Source organism: Streptantibioticus silvisoli, assembly GCF_027947535.2.
Lineage (GTDB): Bacteria > Actinomycetota > Actinomycetes > Streptomycetales > Streptomycetaceae > Streptantibioticus_C > Streptantibioticus_C silvisoli.
Map to the genome: position 1 here is coordinate 44,342 of NZ_JAAGKO020000053.1, position 15,784 is coordinate 60,125.

The 15,784-nt window shown below is 71.3% G+C and carries 14 protein-coding genes; 7 read left to right on the plus strand and 7 right to left on the minus strand.

The window, feature by feature from the left end; translation table 11 throughout:
• Window positions 1–3: 3 nt before the first annotated feature.
• Both POF43_RS27910 and POF43_RS27915 read left to right on the plus strand, forming a co-directional pair.
• A complete protein-coding gene (locus POF43_RS27910) occupies window positions 4–969 on the plus strand; it encodes a diacylglycerol/lipid kinase family protein (protein WP_271313343.1) in 966 nt (321 codons plus the stop codon).
• A 322-nt stretch (window positions 970–1,291) separates the two neighbouring features.
• Window positions 1,292–1,549 (plus strand): WhiB family transcriptional regulator, encoded by a 258-nt coding sequence (locus POF43_RS27915; RefSeq protein ID WP_109452013.1) that lies wholly within the window; start codon window positions 1,292–1,294, stop codon window positions 1,547–1,549.
• Window positions 1,550–1,937: 388 nt separating this feature from the next.
• Here the strand turns inward: POF43_RS27915 and POF43_RS27920 are convergent, their stop codons facing one another.
• Entirely contained in the window at window positions 1,938–3,395 is a 1,458-nt protein-coding gene (locus POF43_RS27920; RefSeq protein WP_271313351.1) for a sensor histidine kinase, read from the minus strand.
• Between the two features lie 741 nt (window positions 3,396–4,136).
• A complete protein-coding gene (locus POF43_RS27925; protein ID WP_271313342.1) occupies window positions 4,137–5,384 on the minus strand; it encodes an MFS transporter in 1,248 nt (415 codons plus the stop codon).
• Window positions 5,385–5,506: 122 nt separating this feature from the next.
• Here POF43_RS27925 and POF43_RS27930 point away from each other — a divergent pair, with 122 nt between their 5' ends.
• Entirely contained in the window at window positions 5,507–6,130 is a 624-nt protein-coding gene (locus POF43_RS27930) for a winged helix-turn-helix domain-containing protein (protein ID WP_271323314.1), read from the plus strand.
• On the opposite strand, the gene POF43_RS27935 is transcribed toward POF43_RS27930, so the two are convergent.
• The 5 genes from POF43_RS27935 to POF43_RS27955 form a co-directional block, all read right to left on the minus strand.
• Complete coding sequence (locus POF43_RS27935) at window positions 6,114–7,184, minus strand: SIS domain-containing protein (RefSeq protein ID WP_271313340.1); 1,071 nt, start codon at window positions 7,182–7,184, stop codon at window positions 6,114–6,116. The two genes, POF43_RS27930 and POF43_RS27935, sit on opposite strands and share 17 nt — an antisense overlap.
• A gap of 49 nt (window positions 7,185–7,233) precedes the next feature.
• Entirely contained in the window at window positions 7,234–8,772 is a 1,539-nt protein-coding gene (locus tag POF43_RS27940; protein WP_271313339.1) for a glycoside hydrolase family 3 protein, read from the minus strand.
• Window positions 8,769–9,596: a carbohydrate ABC transporter permease gene (locus tag POF43_RS27945; RefSeq protein ID WP_271313338.1), complete on the minus strand. Its 828-nt coding sequence runs from the start codon at window positions 9,594–9,596 to the stop codon at window positions 8,769–8,771. The genes POF43_RS27940 and POF43_RS27945 overlap by 4 nt, the downstream gene beginning before the upstream one ends.
• Complete coding sequence (locus POF43_RS27950; protein ID WP_271313337.1) at window positions 9,593–10,579, minus strand: carbohydrate ABC transporter permease; 987 nt, start codon at window positions 10,577–10,579, stop codon at window positions 9,593–9,595. The genes POF43_RS27945 and POF43_RS27950 overlap by 4 nt, the downstream gene beginning before the upstream one ends.
• Window positions 10,580–10,651: 72 nt before the next feature.
• Window positions 10,652–11,923, minus strand: a complete 1,272-nt coding sequence (locus POF43_RS27955; RefSeq protein WP_271313336.1) for an extracellular solute-binding protein — start codon at window positions 11,921–11,923, stop codon at window positions 10,652–10,654.
• 256 nt (window positions 11,924–12,179) lie between these two features.
• On the opposite strand from POF43_RS27955, the gene POF43_RS27960 reads away from it, so the two are divergent.
• From POF43_RS27960 to POF43_RS27975, 4 genes are all read left to right on the plus strand, one after another.
• Complete coding sequence (locus POF43_RS27960; protein ID WP_271313350.1) at window positions 12,180–12,962, plus strand: GntR family transcriptional regulator; 783 nt, start codon at window positions 12,180–12,182, stop codon at window positions 12,960–12,962.
• Window positions 12,963–13,249: 287 nt separating this feature from the next.
• Window positions 13,250–13,528, plus strand: coding sequence for a DUF3311 domain-containing protein (locus tag POF43_RS27965; RefSeq protein ID WP_271313335.1), 279 nt, complete (start codon window positions 13,250–13,252; stop codon window positions 13,526–13,528).
• The gene (gene mctP / locus POF43_RS27970; RefSeq protein ID WP_271323313.1) at window positions 13,525–15,156 is read left to right on the plus strand and encodes a monocarboxylate uptake permease MctP; all 1,632 of its coding nucleotides are present in this window, start codon (window positions 13,525–13,527) and stop codon (window positions 15,154–15,156) included. Before POF43_RS27965 ends, mctP begins: the two co-directional genes overlap by 4 nt.
• A gap of 93 nt (window positions 15,157–15,249) precedes the next feature.
• Entirely contained in the window at window positions 15,250–15,747 is a 498-nt protein-coding gene (locus POF43_RS27975; protein ID WP_271313333.1) for a GNAT family N-acetyltransferase, read from the plus strand.
• The last annotated feature ends 37 nt before the right edge of the window (window positions 15,748–15,784 follow it).

Here is a 15,784-nt window from a genome sequence, read left to right on the forward strand (position 1 = left end):
GTCATGCGCGCGCTTCTCGTGGCCAACCCCAAAGCCACCACCACCAGTGCGCGGACCCGTGACGTCCTGATCCACGCGCTGGCGAGCGATCTGAAGCTGGAGGTCGTCGTCACCGAGTTCCGCGGCCATGCCCGGGACGCGGCACGGCGGGCGGCCGACGACGGCGGGATCGACCTGGTGGTGGCGCTCGGCGGCGACGGCACCGTCAACGAGGTCGTCAACGGACTGCTGCACGACGGTCCGGCCGAGGGGCTGCCCGGCATCGCCGTGGTGCCCGGCGGCAGCACCAACGTCTTCGCCCGCGCCCTCGGGCTGCCCAACGACCCCGTGGAGGCCACCGGCGCGCTGCTGGACGCGTTGCGCGACGGCAGTGAACGCACCATCGGTCTGGGATTGGTGAGCGGTACTCCGGGAACCGAGGACGAAGGCGTTCCCTCTCGCTGGTTCACCTTCTGCGCCGGGCTCGGATTCGACGCCGGAGTGGTCGGCCGGGTGGAACAGCAGCGGGTGCGCGGCAAGAGATCGACACACGCTCTCTACGTTCGTCAGGTCATGCGTCAATTCGCTGGTGAACGGAACCGTCGACACGGAACCATCACGCTGAGCGAACCCGGTGCGGAAAGCCTGACGGATCTCGCGCTGGCCATAGTCTGCAACACCTCGCCGTGGACCTTTCTGGGCAACCGGCCGGTCTACGCGTCGCCCCGCGCGTCCTTCGACACCGCCCTTGACGTGCTCGCTCTCGGCCGGCTGTCGCCCTCGGCGGTGGCGATGAGCGCGGCCCAGCTGCTGATGTCGAGCCCCGAACGGGGGCCGCGCGGCAAGCACGTCGCGAGCCTGCACGACCTGACGGACTTCACCTTGCATTCCCAGGCGCCACTGCCCTTTCAGGTAGACGGAGACCACCTGGGACTGCGAACGAGTGCAACCTTCAGAGGTGTTCGGCGAGCACTGCGTGTGATTGTGTGAGTGGGAGAGGCCAAAGTCCTTTCACTCGAACGTTTAGCCTCACCTGCACCCCATGGAAGTACGGCTGTGACTGAGGCGACACCGAGGATTCAAAAAAAACTTCTCGGAAGGGGTTGTATCCGTCGCCGAGGTTTGCGAGGCTCTTCTTGGCGATCGGGACGGCCCTCCATCAGGTGTCCCCCTTGAGAGCCCGAATCTTCCTCTTACCCACGCGGTCCGTGCCAGGAGACTGGTGTGCCGTGCTGTGTTCGTTGGAGGATTCGTGAAAGCGTTCACATTCACAAGCACAAGCACAGTGCCAGCAACAGGAGTTGGAGCAGACATGGACTGGCGTCATCGCGCCATTTGCCGCGAAGAAGACCCCGAGCTCTTCTTCCCGATCGGCAACACCGGTCCTGCGCTGCTGCAGATCGAGGAAGCCAAGGCCGTCTGCCGCCGCTGCCCCGTCATGGAGCAGTGCCTGCAGTGGGCGCTGGAGTCCGGACAGGACGCCGGCGTCTGGGGTGGCCTCAGCGAGGACGAGCGTCGCGCCATGAAGCGCCGCGCCGCCCGCAACCGGGCCCGCAACGTCAGCGCCTGACGTTCACCGCCCCCCAGTGCTGGGCGTAGCGCCGCCGTACACCACACGTACGGAACGCCAGGCCCGTCCCCGAGCCGCAGCGCGCAGCCCTCATTCGCGCAGCAGTCACACACAGGACACACAGCAGTAAGCGACAAGCCCCGGCCGACGATCTCGGCCGGGGCTTCTTGCTGCCCGGAATCCGCGGCGCTGTACGGGAGTCGTACGTCACCGGTACGTCACCGGTACGTCACCGGGAGGAAGTCGTACGTCACCGCACGGGAGCCGGAGTGCTCCCGTACCGGAGTTGGTACCCCGGCCGGGAGCCAGGAGCGGGGCTTCCGGAGGTGTCAAGGGGGCGCGGGTGGCGGTGGGGTGGCGTGCGGGGTGAACCGCGCGCCCCCGCGCGCTACTTGGCGCTCACTTCCAGCGGGAGGTCCAGCAGCACCCGGGTACCGCCGCCCGGCGCCGCGAGCATGTCGAACGTGCCGCCCAGCTCCCCCACCACCAGGGTGCGGACGATCTGCAGGCCGAGGTTGCCGGCCCGTTGCGGGTCGAAGCCCTCCGGCAGGCCGCGGCCGTCGTCGACGACGGTGACCCGCAGCGCGTCGTCGGCGCGGTCCGCGGCCACCTCCACGGTGCCCTGCGCGCTCGGACCGAAGCCGTGCTCCAGGGCGTTCTGCAGCAGTTCGGTCAGCACCATGGACAGCGGCGTGGCGGTCTCGGCGGTGAGGATGCCGAACCGGCCGCTGCGCCGGGCGGTCACCCGGCCCGGTGAGAGTTCGGCGACCATGGAGATGACCCGGTCGGCGATGTCGTCGAACTCGACGCGCTCGTCCAGGTTCTGCGACAGCGTCTCGTGGACGATCGCGATGGAACCGACCCGGCGCACCGCCTCGTCCAGCGCGCCGCGCGCCTTGTCGTCGTCCATCCGCCGGGCCTGGAGGCGCAGCAGGGCGGCCACGGTCTGCAGGTTGTTCTTCACCCGGTGGTGGATCTCCCGGATGGTGGCGTCCTTGGTCATCAACTCCCGCTCGCGGCGGCGCAGTTCGGTGACGTCACGCAGCAGGACCAGCGAGCCGACCCGCACGCCCTTCGGCTTGAGCGGGATGGTGCGCAGCTGGATGACGCCGTCGCCGCCCTCCACCTCGGTCTCGCGCGGCGCCCAGCCGCTGGCCAGGCTCGCCAGCGACTCGTCCACCGGTCCCTTGGCGGGCGCGAGGTCGGCGGTGGTCTGGCCCAGGTGCAGCCCGACCATGTCGGTGGCCAGCCCCAGCCGGTGGTAGGCGGACAGCGCGTTGGGGCTGGCGTACTGCACGAGGCCGTCCGCGTCCAGCCGGATCAGCCCGTCGCCGGCCCGCGGCGAGGCGTCCATGTCGACCTGCTCGGAGGGGAACGGGAAGGAGCCCGCGGCGATCATCTGCGCCAGGTCGGAGGCGCTCTGGAGGTACGTCAGCTCCAGCCGGCTCGGGGTCCGCACGGTCAGCAGGTTGGTGTTGCGCGCGATCACCCCCAGGACCCGGCCCTCGCGCCGCACCGGAATGGACTCCACCCGCACCGGCACCTCCTCGCGCCACTCCGGGTCGCCCTCCCGCACGATCCGCCCCTCGTCCAGCGCGGCGTCCAGCAGCGGACGGCGGCCGCGCGGCACGAGCCGGCCGACCATGTCGTCCTGGTACGAGGTCGGCCCGGTGTTGGGCCGCATCTGCGCGACGGAGACGTAACGGGCCCCGTCCCGGGTCGGCACCCACAGCACGAGGTCGGCGAAGGAGAGGTCGGACAGCAGCTGCCACTCGGACACCAGCAGGTGCAACCACTCCAGGTCGGAGTCGTCGAGGTCGGTGTACTGGCGCACGAGGTCGTTCATGGAGGGCACGGGGGCGAGCGTACCGTCACCACAACCGGCCCCCGCTTCCCGCTGTTCACCGCCGGTTCCCCGGCCGGCCGCCGCACAGGTGTGGACAGCGCGTAATGGTCTAGTCCACAATGGGTGCCAGATGCATCCGTCCTCCCCGCACAGGAGGACGGAGCCTGGCCGGCGGCGCGATCTGCCCTGACTGCGCGGTCGGCCCGGCACCGGTCGGCACCACCGGCCACGGGGCACCGCACACCCCGTGAATACCCGGCGCCGACGGCAGGCGTGGGCTGCGGCGCCGAACGGGCTGAGGGTCCCGTTGGGTGCCGCGGCCCTTGTTTGCTGCCTTTTTTGTGTTCGCTCGCCGCCGGGCGCTTTACCCGCTGTCGACACTCCTCCTCGCACGGTCACTCGTCCCTCGCTCCCTCCTCCTCGTCGCTTTCGACACCGGCGCGCCCTTTGGCTCGCTCACCCCACGCCATCCCGGCTGACGTCTTCGGCCCATCACGGACCCGGCCGACGCCATCGGCACGTCACCGGTCGCGGCTGACGCCTTCCGACCAGCACCGTCCCCGACCAACGCCTTCGGCCGCTCACGCACTCGGCTGAGCGCCTTCAGCTCATCGCACCGGTCTCCCGCACGGCAACCCCCGCACCGCCAACGAACCCTCACGCACGCGGCTGGGCGCCTTCGGCCGCTCACGCACCTGCCATCCCCCGCACCGCCGGCGGCATCCCCCGGCTCCGCCGGAACTACGTCGCCGGCCAGTCCGTTGCGCGCAGTGAAGCGCTCCGCGTGGCGGGGACGAGTGCGGCCGTCAGCAGGGCGGCCAGGACCGCGAACGTGACGGCGGGGGAGGTGTGGTCCACCAGCAGGCCGCTGCCGAGCAGGCCGGCCGGCATGCCGAGCATGAAGAGGTTCATGGTGGCGGAGACCACCCGGCCGCGCAGGGCGTCGTCGACGCGCTGGAAGATCAGGACGTCGATCATGACGCGCAGCGCCGGCAGGGTCAGCATCATCACCGCAAGCGACAGGAAGACGGTGACCGGGCCGCCGGGCAGCAGGGGGGCGAACAGCAGGGGGACGCAGGCCCAGGTGGAGATCAGCAGGAGCTTGCCGGGGCGCATCATGCGGTGCAGGCGGCCGATGAGGAACGCGCCGGCGATGCCGCCGACCGCCTCGCCGGACAGGGCGAGGCCGATGCCGCCGGAGGCGGTGTGGTGCGAGCGCAGCAGGACGACGACGGGCAGGGTGACCGCCATGGCGGTGACGTTGAGCGCGCAGGCGACGGCGAGGGTGGGGCGCAGTTCGCGGCTGCGGGCGAGGTAGCGCAGGCCCTCCAGCGCGCCGCCGCCGGGGCCGCCGCCGCGTCGGCCGCCGGCCCGGCCGTCGAACCTCACCAGGCAGGCGGCGAGGAAGGCGGTGAAGGAGCCGAGGGCGGTGCCGATGAAGGGGGCCATCCGAGCGAGGCCGAACAGCAGGCCGGCGACGGGCGGGCCGATGAGGCCGGCGCCGTTGGAGCGGGCCTCGTCCTGGGCCAGCGCCTGCCGCAGCTGGGCCTGCGGTACGACGGAGCGCACCGCGAGCAGCCGGCTGGGCGCGCCGTAGGCGGTGGCGGCGCCGATGGAGACGGCGACCAGCATGGTCTGGGCGACCGTCAGGCAGTGCAGCCACAGGGCGACCGGGATGCTGGAGGTGATCAGGCAGCGGATACCGTCGGCGATGATCAGGACCTTGCGGCGGTCGCAGCGGTCGGCGATCGAGCCGCCGTGCAGGCCGAAGGCGAGGGTGGCCGCCAGCTGCACCGCGCCGAACGCGCCGGCGACGGACGGCGAGCCGGTCATCGACAGCAGGAGGAGCGGGTAGGCGGTGTCGGCCATCCGGGCGCCGAGCAGGGACGCGGCGGAGCCGGCCCACAGGGTCTGGAAGCGCGCGTTGCGGCGCAGTGAGGGAGGGCTTCGGGTGGTTAACACCGTTCCGCCGACGTCGGTCTGCGTCATCGCCGTGCCCCTCCCCAGGACGCGCCGCCGCCGGCGATCGCACGCGTCATTCACGTTTGCGCCAATGCTCACGCCTGCGTGATCGTTGCGCAAGAGCCGCACGACGAGGAGGGGACGGCCCGATGACATCCCGGGCGGGAGAACGCGAGGTGGGGGACGTGGGGACGCTGAAGGCGCTCGCCGATCCCCTGCGGCTGGCGATGCTGGGCGCGTTGATGCGGCCGGACGCCGGGCCGATGACGGTCAAGGAGATCGCGGCCGAACTGGAGGAGCCGCCGACCAAGCTGTACCGGCACATCAAGCAGCTGGAGCGCTCGGGGCTGGTCGTGGTGGCCGGTACCCGGCTGGTGTCGGGGATCGTGGAGAGCCGTTACGCGGCGGCGCAGGAGGCGCTGCGGCTGTCGCGGCGGATGTTCTCCGGCGGGACGGCCGAGCCGTCGGACGGGCTGGGCGTGCTGCTGGCGGCGGTCGACGTACTGGGGCGCGATCTGCGGCGGCAGTTCGGCGCGGGGCGGCTGGAGCTGGCCGGGCGGCCGGACGGGCCGGGCGGGGCGCCGGCGTTCGCGCACCTGACGATGCGGCTGTCGCCGGAGCGGCTGGGCGTGCTGCGCGAGCGGCTGGTGGCGCTGGCGACGGAGTTGCACGAAGAGGGTGACTCCCCCGGCGCGGACACCGTGGAGGTCACCCTCTTCTCCCTGCTGTACGGGCTGGACCCGGCGCCGGGCGGGGTCAGCGGGTCTCGGTGACCTTGGCCAGCGCGCGGGGGGCGTCCGGGTCCTGGCCGCGGGCGATGGTGATCTCGTGGGCCAGCAGTTGCAGCGGGATGATCTCCAGCACCGGCTGGACCTCCTCCGCGACGCCCTCGGTCGGCAGCACGAAGCCGGCGGAGGCCGCGTCGACCTGGGCCTTGTCGCCGATGACCATCAGGTCGGCGCCGCGGCCGCGCAGCCGTTCCAGCACCGGTTGCAGGGCCTGGCCGCCCTTGCCGTCCGGGACGATGGCGATGACCGGCGAGACGTTGTCGACCATGGCCAGCGGGCCGTGCAGCAGGTCGGCGCCGGAGAAGGACAGCGCGGGGATGTAGCTGGTCTCCATCAGCTTCAGCGCGGCCTCCTTGGCGGTCGGGTAGCCGTAGCCGCGAGAGGTGAGCACCAGGCGTTCGGCGAACCGGTAGCGCGCGGCGAGCGAGCGCACCTCGTCCTGCCGGGCGATGATCCGCGCGGCCAGGTCGGGCAGCACCCGGGCGGCCGCGCCGTCGCCGCCGCGCAGTCCTTCCACGAAGAGGTATAGCGCGAGGAGTTCGGCGGTGTACGTCTTGGTGGCGGGCAGCGCCTTCTCCGGGCCGGCCAGCACGTCGATGTGGAACTCGGAGACCGCGGCCAGCGGCGAGGCGGCGTTGTTGGTGACCGCCAGCGTGATCGCGCCGGCCTCGCGGGCGGCCTGCGTGGAGGCGACCAGGTCGGGCGATCCGCCGGACTGGCTGATGGTGATCACCAGCACGTCGCTCAGGTCGGGCCGGGCGCCGTAGGCGGTGGTGGTCGACATCGAGGTGAGTCCGGCGGGCTTGCCGAGCAGGATCTCGATGAGGTACTTGGCGTACAGCGCCGCGTTGTCGGAGGTGCCGCGCGCGGTGAGCAGCACGAACCGTGGGTTGCGGGCCGCGATCGCGGCGGCGGTCTCGCGGATGCGCGGGCCGCCCTCGTCCAGGACGCGCCGCAGGACGTCCGGCTGCTCGGCGATCTCACCGGCCATGATCCGGCCCGGGATGTCGGGGTGCCCGGTCGGTTGGGTGGCGGTCATGCCTTCGGCCTCCATCGGGTGTGGTGGTGCGTTGTTCCTGGCCGCGGGCTCACGGTGCGGCGGGCCGCCCGGCGATGACCTCGGCCGCCGCCAGGCCGCAGACCCGGGCCGCGCCGTGGGTCGCGATGTGCAGCGCGCCGGTGGGCGGCGCCTGCGGTACGCCCATCTCGACGACGACCGATCCGGGCCGGGCGTCGAGCACGGCGTGCAGCACGTCCGCCATCCAGCGGTACCGGTGGACGTCGCGGACCACGACGACGATCCTACGGTCGCCCGCCTGGTCGAGCACGCGTGCGGTCAGGCCGGCGGTGCCGAGGACGTCGGCGTCGTCGGCGCGGTGGGTCGCGGTGGTCGTGCCCGGCAGCAGCCGGGCCAGTTCGGCGGCGACGCCCCACGGGGTCTGGTCGCCGACCGCGATGTTGGCGACCGGGGTGAGGGCCGCGACGTGCACCGGCCCGTCCGGCGCGCGGTGGCCGGCGGCGCCGGTGACGGTCAGCGCGCGCCGCGCGGCGGTGAGGCCGACGGTGTCGTCCTCACCGGTGGCGGCGGAACCGCCCTCGGCGCGGCGGGCGGCGGCCCAGGTGCCGAGTTCACGGACCCGGCGGGCGGCGTCGGCGAGGCGCTCCTCGGGGAGTTCGCCGCTGCGGACCGCCTCGACGAGGGCGTCGCGCAGCCGCAGTACGGTCTCCTCGTCGCACAGTCCGCCGCCCACGCAGATCGCGTCGGCGCCGGCCGCCAGGGCCAGCACGGTGCCGTGCTCGATGCCGTAGCCGGCGGAGATGGCGCGCATCTCGATGCCGTCGGTGACGATGAGGCCGTCGAAGCCGAGTCCGCCGTCGGCGGGCGCGGCACGCAGCAGCCCGGTGAGCGCGGCCGGGCTCAGCGTGGCGGGCCGGGCGCGGTCGACGGCGGGCAGCAGGATGTGCGCGCTCATCACCGCCTTCGTGCCGGCCGCCAGCGCCGCGCGGAACGGTACGAGTTCCCGTACCCGCAGGGTGTCGAGGTCGGCGTCGACCCGCGGCAGGTCGTGGTGGGAGTCGATGGAGGTGTCGCCGTGCCCGGGGAAGTGCTTGACGCAGGCAGCGACCCCGGCGCGCTGCATGCCGGTGATGTACGCGGCGGTGTGCCGGGCGACCAGCTGCGGGTCGGCGCCGAAGGAGCGCACGCCGATGACCGGGTTGCCGGGGTTGGAGTTGACGTCGGCGGACGGCGCCCAGTTGAGGTTGACCCCGCAGGCGGCGAGCCGGCGGCCCAGGGCGGCGGCGACCCGGTCGGTCAGTGCGGGGTCGTCGACGGCGCCGAGCGCGTGGTTGCCGGGGAAGGAGGAGCCGGTGCGGACCTCCAGGCGGGTGACGTCGCCGCCCTCCTCGTCGGCGGCGACGATGACGTCGGGCACCTCGGCGCGCAGCCGGGCGGTGAGCGCCGCGACCTGCTCGGGGGTATCGATGTTGCGGCCGAACAGCGCGACGGCGCCGAGTCCCTCGCCGAGCCGGCGCAGCACCCAGTCGGGCGCGGTGGTGCCGGTGAAGCCGGGTTGCAGGACGGCGAGGGCGTCCCGGGTGAGGGTCGGGGAGCTCACGATGGTCATCCCTTCACCGCCCCCGCGGTCAGTCCGCCGACAGCCTTGCGCTGAAGGATCAGGAACACGATCACCACAGGGAGGGTGAAAAGGGTGGAGGCGGCCATCGTGGCGCCCCAGTCGTCACCGAAATTGGTCTGGAACTGCGTCAGCCACAGCGGCAGGGTCTGCGCGCTCTCCTTGTTGAGGATCAGCACCAGCGGGAACTCGTTCCACGCGGTGATGAAGCCGAACAGCGAGGTGGCCATCAGGCCGGGCGCCAGCAGCGGGGCCACGATCTTGCGGAACGCCTCACCGCGGGTGCAGCCGTCGACGAGGGCGGCCTCCTCCAGTTCGCGGGGGACGGCGGCGATGAAGCCGCGCAGCGTCCAGATGGTCAGCGGCAGCACCATCATCATGTAGAAGAGGGCCAGCGGCAGCAGGCTGTTGAGCATGTCGCTGTCGCGGACGATGAGGTAGACCGCGATCGTCATGACCTCCCACGGCGCCATCTGGGCGATCATGATGATCAGGATGAACGCCTTGCGGCCGCGGAAGCGCATGCGGGCGGCGGCGAACGCGGCGGGCAGCGCGATGGCCAGCGACAGCAGGACCGCGCCGACGGTGGCGACGAAGCTGTCGCCGACCAGTCCCCAGAACCCGCTGGCGTGCACGGCCTTGACCAGGTGGGCGGCGGTGGCGTGCAGCGGCAGGAAGACCGGGGTGGTGCTGATGATGTCCAGGTCCGGCTTGAAGGCCGTGGTGACCATCCAGTAGACCGGGAAGATGAAGAAGAGGAAGAGCAGGACGGCGGCCGCGTTGGGCCACACCCGCCGGGCGAACGAGAGCCTCACAGTTCGTCCTCCTGCTTCAGGATGATCCGGAAGTAGTACGCCATCAGGACCAGCAGGATGACGATGGTCAAGGTGGAGATGGCCGCGCCGGTGCCGTAGTGCTGGTTGCCGACGCCTTCGATGAACGCGTAGACCGGCAGGGTCTCGGTGCTGCCCTGCGGGCCGCCGCCGTTGAGCGCATAGACCTGGGTGAACGCCTTGAAGACCCAGATGATCTCCAGGAACGTGGTGCTCAGGAAGAACGGCTTGAGGATCGGCAGCGTCACCGAGAAGAAGGCCCGCCAGGGGCCGGCGCCGTCCATCCGGGCGGCCTCGAACAGCTCGGCGGAGACGGTGGTCAGGCCGGCGTAGAGGTTGAGCGCGACGAACGGCACGGACTGCCAGACGATCATCAGCGTGATGACGGTGAACGTCGGCATCTGCTGGGCGAACCAGTCGTAGTGGGCCATGGAGTGCATGCCCAGCTCGGACAGCAGCCAGTCCACGACGCCGTACTGGCTGTCGAACAGCCACTGGTAGACGGTGGTTCCGGCCACCACCGGCATCGCCCAGGCCAGCACCAGGCCGAGCGAGAGCAGCAGCCGCATGCGCTTGCCGAGCCGGTTGAGCAGCAGTCCGACGGCGGTGCCGAGCGCCATGATGAGCGCGACGTTGACCGCGGTGAAGGCCAGCGAGCGGACCGTGGTGTCCCAGAAGACCGAACTGCTCAGCTCGGAGGTGTAGTTGGAGAACCCGGCCCATTGGGTGGTGTGCTGGATCAGCTGGAAGGCGTCAAGGACCTGGAAGGAGATGACCAGGTTGCGCAGCAGCGGATAGGCCAGCAGGGCGGCGGTGGCCACCAGGGCGGGCAGGATCAGCAGGTACGGCACGCCGCGGGCGAGGCTGGAGCCGCCGCGCGGGCGCCTGGTGGCGGACTCCGGCGGCTGTGGTGCCGCGGGCCCGCCCGGCGGACGCGTCCGCGTCCCGGTGAATTGCGCAGCCATGCCTTCCCCTTCTCGGCCGCAGGGCGAACCGGACGGCGGCCCGCGTCGCGGTACCGCCGTCCGGTTGCTGTCTTACTGCTGCTGGTTGAGCCGCGTGCCCATCTCGGTGTCGGCCTTCTTGGCGGCCGAGGCGGGGCTGGTGCCCTGCAGGACCGGCGTCATGAAGAGCGTGGTGATGGGGTTCGGGGCGTTCTCCACGTTGCCCCAGGCGGGGATCAGCGGGGTGGTGCCGCCGTTGAGCGCGGCGGTGGCGGCGACCGTGCCGTAGGCGTTGCCGGCCAGGTTCAGGTCGAGCGAGGCCTTGTTGGGGACGACACCGCCCACCTTCGCCAGTTCGCCCTCGTACTTGTCGGACAGGGCGAGCTTGAGGAACGCCTTGGCCATCGTCGGGTCCTGGCTGTTGTGCGAGATCGCCAGGTTGGAGCCGCCGATGAAGACCTTGGCGGTCTTGGCCGCGGTGGCGCCGGGGATCGGGAAGTAGCCGACCTCGTTCTTCAGCTGGGGGTTCTTGGCGATGGCGCCCGCCGCTTCCCAGCCCAGGCCGATGAAGGAGCCGACGTCGCCCTTGGCGAAGACGTCGGACTGCTGCGGGGTGGCCTCGTCCTTGTCCAGCGGCGCGGTGCCGAAGGAGTTGAGCTTCTTGTACAGGTTGATGGCGGCGGTGGCCTGCGGGGTGTCGAGGTTCCCGGTGTACTTGCCGCCGGACTTGGTCACCAGGTTCGCGCCGGCGTCCAGCAGGAAGCCGTCGAAGGCGTACCAGTCCTGACCGGGCAGGTAGAGCGCGTCCTTGGTGCCGTGCGCCTTGATGACGGTCAGGTCGTGGATGAGGTCGGCCTGGGTCTTCGGGGTGGACGTGATGCCCGCCGCGGACCAGATCTTCTTGTTGTAGACCACGACGCGGCTGGCGAAGTACCAGGGGGCGGCGAACTGCTTGCCCTGGTAGACGGCCGAGGCGTTCATCGACGGCGCCCAGTTGTCGCCGCCCAGCGACGCCTTGTCGGCGGTGAGGTCCATCAGGCCGCCGGTGGCCGCGTAGTACGGCGTCTGGGTGTTGCCGACCTCCAGCACGTCGGGCGGCGAGTCCTCCGACAGCGCGGTGGTGATCTTCTGCTGGATGCCGTCCCAGGTCTGCACCTTGACCGTCAGTTTGACGCCAGGGTGTTCCTTCTTGAAGGCGGCGGTGATGTCCTTGGTCCAGCCGGGCGGATTGGAACCGCTCATGAACCACACCGTCAGCGCCTTGTCGTTCGTCTTGGCGCTGCTGTTCTGCGATCCGCACGCGGCCAGCGACACGGCCATCGCCGCGGCGCCCAGCACGGCGATTGCCGCTCTGCCCTTGACCATCACACGTCACCCCTCCGAAGAGTGCTCGGAAACCCCCCTGGCCTCAATGGTTTAGACCAGTACCCGGAGAATGGCCTAGACCTATGGGGGTGTCAAGGGTGTATAAGACGGGCTGGCGGGTCCGTTACCCGACCGACACCTGATGGGCCGGGGCGGCCAGTATCCGCCCCCGCCGACGGGGCGTGCCACGATGTGAGCCGCGGAATGGACGGAGAAGCCGGTGACGGCAGCGATGAAGGAGTCGGGAGCACAGTCCATGGAGACCCACGCGAGCGCCGGAGCGCCGGTCGCGGAGCCGGAGAACGGGAGCGGGGTACCCGGTACCCGCACCGCCCGCGTGCCGAAGTACTACCGCCTGAAGCGGCATCTGCTGGATATCACCCAGACAATGCCGCCGGGCACGCCGGTCCCGCCGGAACGGACCCTGGCCGCCGAGTTCGACACCTCGCGCACCACCGTCCGCCAGGCGCTCCAGGAGCTGGTGGTCGAGGGCCGGCTGGAGCGGATCCAGGGCAAGGGCACGTTCGTGGCCAAGCCCAAGGTCGCCCAGGCGCTGCAACTGACCTCGTACACCGAGGACATGCGCGCCCAGGGCCTGGAACCGACGTCGCAGTTGCTGGACATCGGCTACGTCACCGCGGACGACCGGCTGGCCGGCCTGCTGGACATCCGCACCGGCGGCCGGGTCCTGCGGATCGAACGGCTGCGGCTGGCCAGCGGTGAGCCGATGGCGATCGAGACCACCCACCTGTCGGCCAAGCGCTTCCCGGCGCTGCGCCGCAACCTGGCCAAGCACACCTCGCTGTACACCGCGCTGGCCGAGGTCTACGACGTGCGGCCGGCCGAGGCGGAGGAGACCATCGAGACCTCGCTGGCCACCCCGCGCGAGGCCGGCCTGCTGGGTACCGACGTGGGCCTGCCGATGCTGCTGCTGTCGCGGCACTCGCTGGACACGGCGGGCGAACCGGTGGAGTGGGTCCGCTCGGTCTACCGCGGCGACCGGTACAAGTTCGTGGCGCGGCTCAAGCGCCCGCACTGACCGGTGCGGTGGGGCCGGACGGCGGGAGCGTGCGGCCGGGCCGCGGGGCGGGGTCCGGACGGCGGGACCGTGTGACGGACTGCGCGGCGGGACCGGACGGCGCGAGCGTGCGGTGGGAAGTCCGCGCGGTGGGGCCGTGCGGCGGGTCCGGCCTGCCCTGACGCGTTCACGCCGATCGCGCGGACCGTGTCCCTTCCGGTATGGGCCGGGGTAGTGACGCGGGCGACACCGGTGATCTACATTACCTGCGCGTTACCCAGCCAGCGCGCGTCGTACCGGGAGCCGCCATGACCGAATCGTCCCGACCACCGGCCCGCGGGCCGGTGGTCACCGTCTCCCGGGTGATCGCCGGGATCTGCCTGATCGCGCCGTTCGTGGCGATGCTGTGGGTGAGTTCCTACGCGCGGGTCTCCCCGCAGCTGATCGGCCTGCCGTTCTTCTACTGGTACCAGATGGCCTGGGTGATCGGCTCGGCCGCGCTCATCTCGGTCGCCTACGCACTGGTACGCCGCGAGGAACGCGCCCGGCGCGCGTCCGCGGCGGCCCCGAAGGGGGACGCGGCGTGAACACACATGTCAACGGTGTCGCCCTGGGCGTCTTCGGGTTCTTCTTCGTCGCGGTGACGGTGCTGGGCTTCATGGCCGCGCGCTGGCGGCGTGCGGAGAACGCCATGAACCTCGACGAATGGGGCCTGGGCGGCCGCAGCTTCGGCACCTGGGTGACCTGGTTCCTGCTGGGCGGCGACCTGTACACCGCGTACACGTTCGTCGCGGTGCCGGCGGCGATCTACGCGGCCGGCGCGGCCGGGTTCTTCGCGGTGCCGTACACGATCCTGGTCTACCCGCTGGCCTTCTGCTTCCTGCCGCGGCTGTGGTCGGTCTCGCACCGGCACGGCTACGTGACACCGTCGGACTTCGTGCGCGGCCGCTACGGCTCGAAGGGGCTGTCGCTGGCGGTGGCGATCACCGGCATCCTGGCGACGATGCCGTACATCGCGCTGCAACTGGTCGGCATCCAGGCGGTGCTGGACGTGATGGGGGTCGGCGGCGGCTCCAACTGGTTCTCCAAGGACCTGCCGCTGCTGATCGCCTTCGCGGTACTGGCCGCCTACACCTACTCCTCCGGGCTGCGGGCGCCGGCGCTGATCGCGTTCGTCAAGGACATCCTGATCTACCTGGTCATCGCGGTGGCCATCATCTACATCCCGATGCGGCTCGGCGGCTTCACCCACATCTTCCACCAGGCCGGCCAGGCGTACTCCACCGTCAACCCGGCCACCGGGAAACCGCGCGGCGAGCTGGTCAGCAGCGCCAAGAACCAGTGGGCGTACGGCACGCTGGCCCTGGGTTCGGCGCTGGCGCTGTTCATGTACCCGCACTCGGTCACCGCGACCCTGTCCAGCCGCAGCCGCAACGTGATCCGGCGCAACACCGCGCTGCTGCCGCTGTACTCGCTGATGCTGGGCCTGCTGGCGCTGCTCGGCTTCATGGCGCTGTCCAGCGGCGTCGGCAAGGGCGTCAAGGGCTACAACGGCCAGCTGGCGATCCCGCAGCTGTTCGACAACATGTTCCCGTCATGGTTCGCCGGCGTGGCGTTCGCGGCCATCGGCATCGGCGCGCTGGTCCCGGCCGCCATCATGTCGATCGCGGCGGCCAACCTGTTCACCCGCAACATCTACAAGGACTTCATCAAGCCGGACGCCACCCCCGAGCAGGAGACCCGGGTCTCCAAGCTGGTCTCCCTGGTGGTGAAGGTCGGCGCGTTGTTCTTCGTGCTGAGCATGGACAAGACGGTGGCCATCAACTTCCAGCTGCTGGGCGGCATCTGGATCCTCCAGACCTTCCCGGCCATCGTGGTGGGGCTGTTCACCCGCTGGTTCCACCGCTGGGCCCTGCTGACCGGCTGGCTGGTCGGCATGGTCTACGGCACCTGGGCCGCCTGGACGATCCCCAGCCCCACCCAGGCGCACTTCGGCGGCTCCTCCAAGCTGATGCCGTTCATCGGGAAGCTGGGCTACATCGGGGTGACCGCCATCGTCATCAACGTGGTGATCGCGGTCGTGCTGACCTTCGTGCTGAAGGCGGTCGGCGCCCCGGCCGGCGCGGACGAGACCGCGGCGTCGGACTACACCGCCGAGGCCGGCGACCCCGACGTGCGCACCGAGGTCCCGCTGGCGGCGGGCACCGAGGCGTAGCGCAGCACGTCCGCGCGGCACGCCGACGGGCCGTCCCCCCGCACCGGGAGGCGGCCCGTCGGCGTTGTCGCACCCCTGCGGCAGACTGCGGGAATGGACATCACGGTCAGGGGCGCGGCCCCGGAGGAAGTGGACGCGGTCGGCGCGCTGAGCGTCGCGGCGTACGTGTACGACGGCCTGCTGGACCTGGCGACCGAACAGGGCTACGCCGACCAGCTGCGCGACGCCGGCGGCCGTGCGCGGCAGGCGGAGATCCTGGTCGCGGTGGACGGCGACGGCGTGCTGCTGGGAACGGTGACGTTCGCCGGCCCCGGCAGTGCCCACCGCCAGGTGGCGCGGGCCGGGGAGGCGGAGTTCCGCATGCTGGCGGTGGACCCGGCGGCCCGGCGGCGCGGGGTGGCCGAGGCACTGGTGCACGCCTGCCTGGACCGCGCCCGGCAGGCGGGGCTGGAGCGGGTGGTGATCTCCAGCAAGAACACGATGACCACCGCCCACCGCCTCTACACCCGCCTCGGCTTCACCCGCCTCCCCGAACGCGACTGGTCCCCGCAGGCCGGGGTGGAACTGTGGGCGTTCGGCGTGGGGGTGTAGGGACGGGAGGGCGACGGGGGCGGGGGCGCGGCACCCG

What these genes read in the sequence shown, in the direction of transcription:
- POF43_RS27910 (WP_271313343.1), top strand. Translation starts at nt 4, where the DNA reads ATGCGCGCGCTTCTCGTGGCCAACCCCAAAGCCACCACCACCAGTGCG.
- POF43_RS27915 (WP_109452013.1), top strand. Translation starts at nt 1,292, where the DNA reads ATGGACTGGCGTCATCGCGCCATTTGCCGCGAAGAAGACCCCGAGCTC.
- POF43_RS27920 (WP_271313351.1), bottom strand. Translation starts at nt 3,395, where the DNA reads ATGAACGACCTCGTGCGCCAGTACACCGACCTCGACGACTCCGACCTG.
- POF43_RS27925 (WP_271313342.1), bottom strand. Translation starts at nt 5,384, where the DNA reads ATGACGCAGACCGACGTCGGCGGAACGGTGTTAACCACCCGAAGCCCT.
- POF43_RS27930 (WP_271323314.1), top strand. Translation starts at nt 5,507, where the DNA reads ATGACATCCCGGGCGGGAGAACGCGAGGTGGGGGACGTGGGGACGCTG.
- POF43_RS27935 (WP_271313340.1), bottom strand. Translation starts at nt 7,184, where the DNA reads ATGACCGCCACCCAACCGACCGGGCACCCCGACATCCCGGGCCGGATC.
- POF43_RS27940 (WP_271313339.1), bottom strand. Translation starts at nt 8,772, where the DNA reads ATGACCATCGTGAGCTCCCCGACCCTCACCCGGGACGCCCTCGCCGTC.
- POF43_RS27950 (WP_271313337.1), bottom strand. Translation starts at nt 10,579, where the DNA reads ATGGCTGCGCAATTCACCGGGACGCGGACGCGTCCGCCGGGCGGGCCC.
- POF43_RS27955 (WP_271313336.1), bottom strand. Translation starts at nt 11,923, where the DNA reads ATGGTCAAGGGCAGAGCGGCAATCGCCGTGCTGGGCGCCGCGGCGATG.
- POF43_RS27960 (WP_271313350.1), top strand. Translation starts at nt 12,180, where the DNA reads ATGGAGACCCACGCGAGCGCCGGAGCGCCGGTCGCGGAGCCGGAGAAC.
- POF43_RS27965 (WP_271313335.1), top strand. Translation starts at nt 13,250, where the DNA reads ATGACCGAATCGTCCCGACCACCGGCCCGCGGGCCGGTGGTCACCGTC.
- POF43_RS27975 (WP_271313333.1), top strand. Translation starts at nt 15,250, where the DNA reads ATGGACATCACGGTCAGGGGCGCGGCCCCGGAGGAAGTGGACGCGGTC.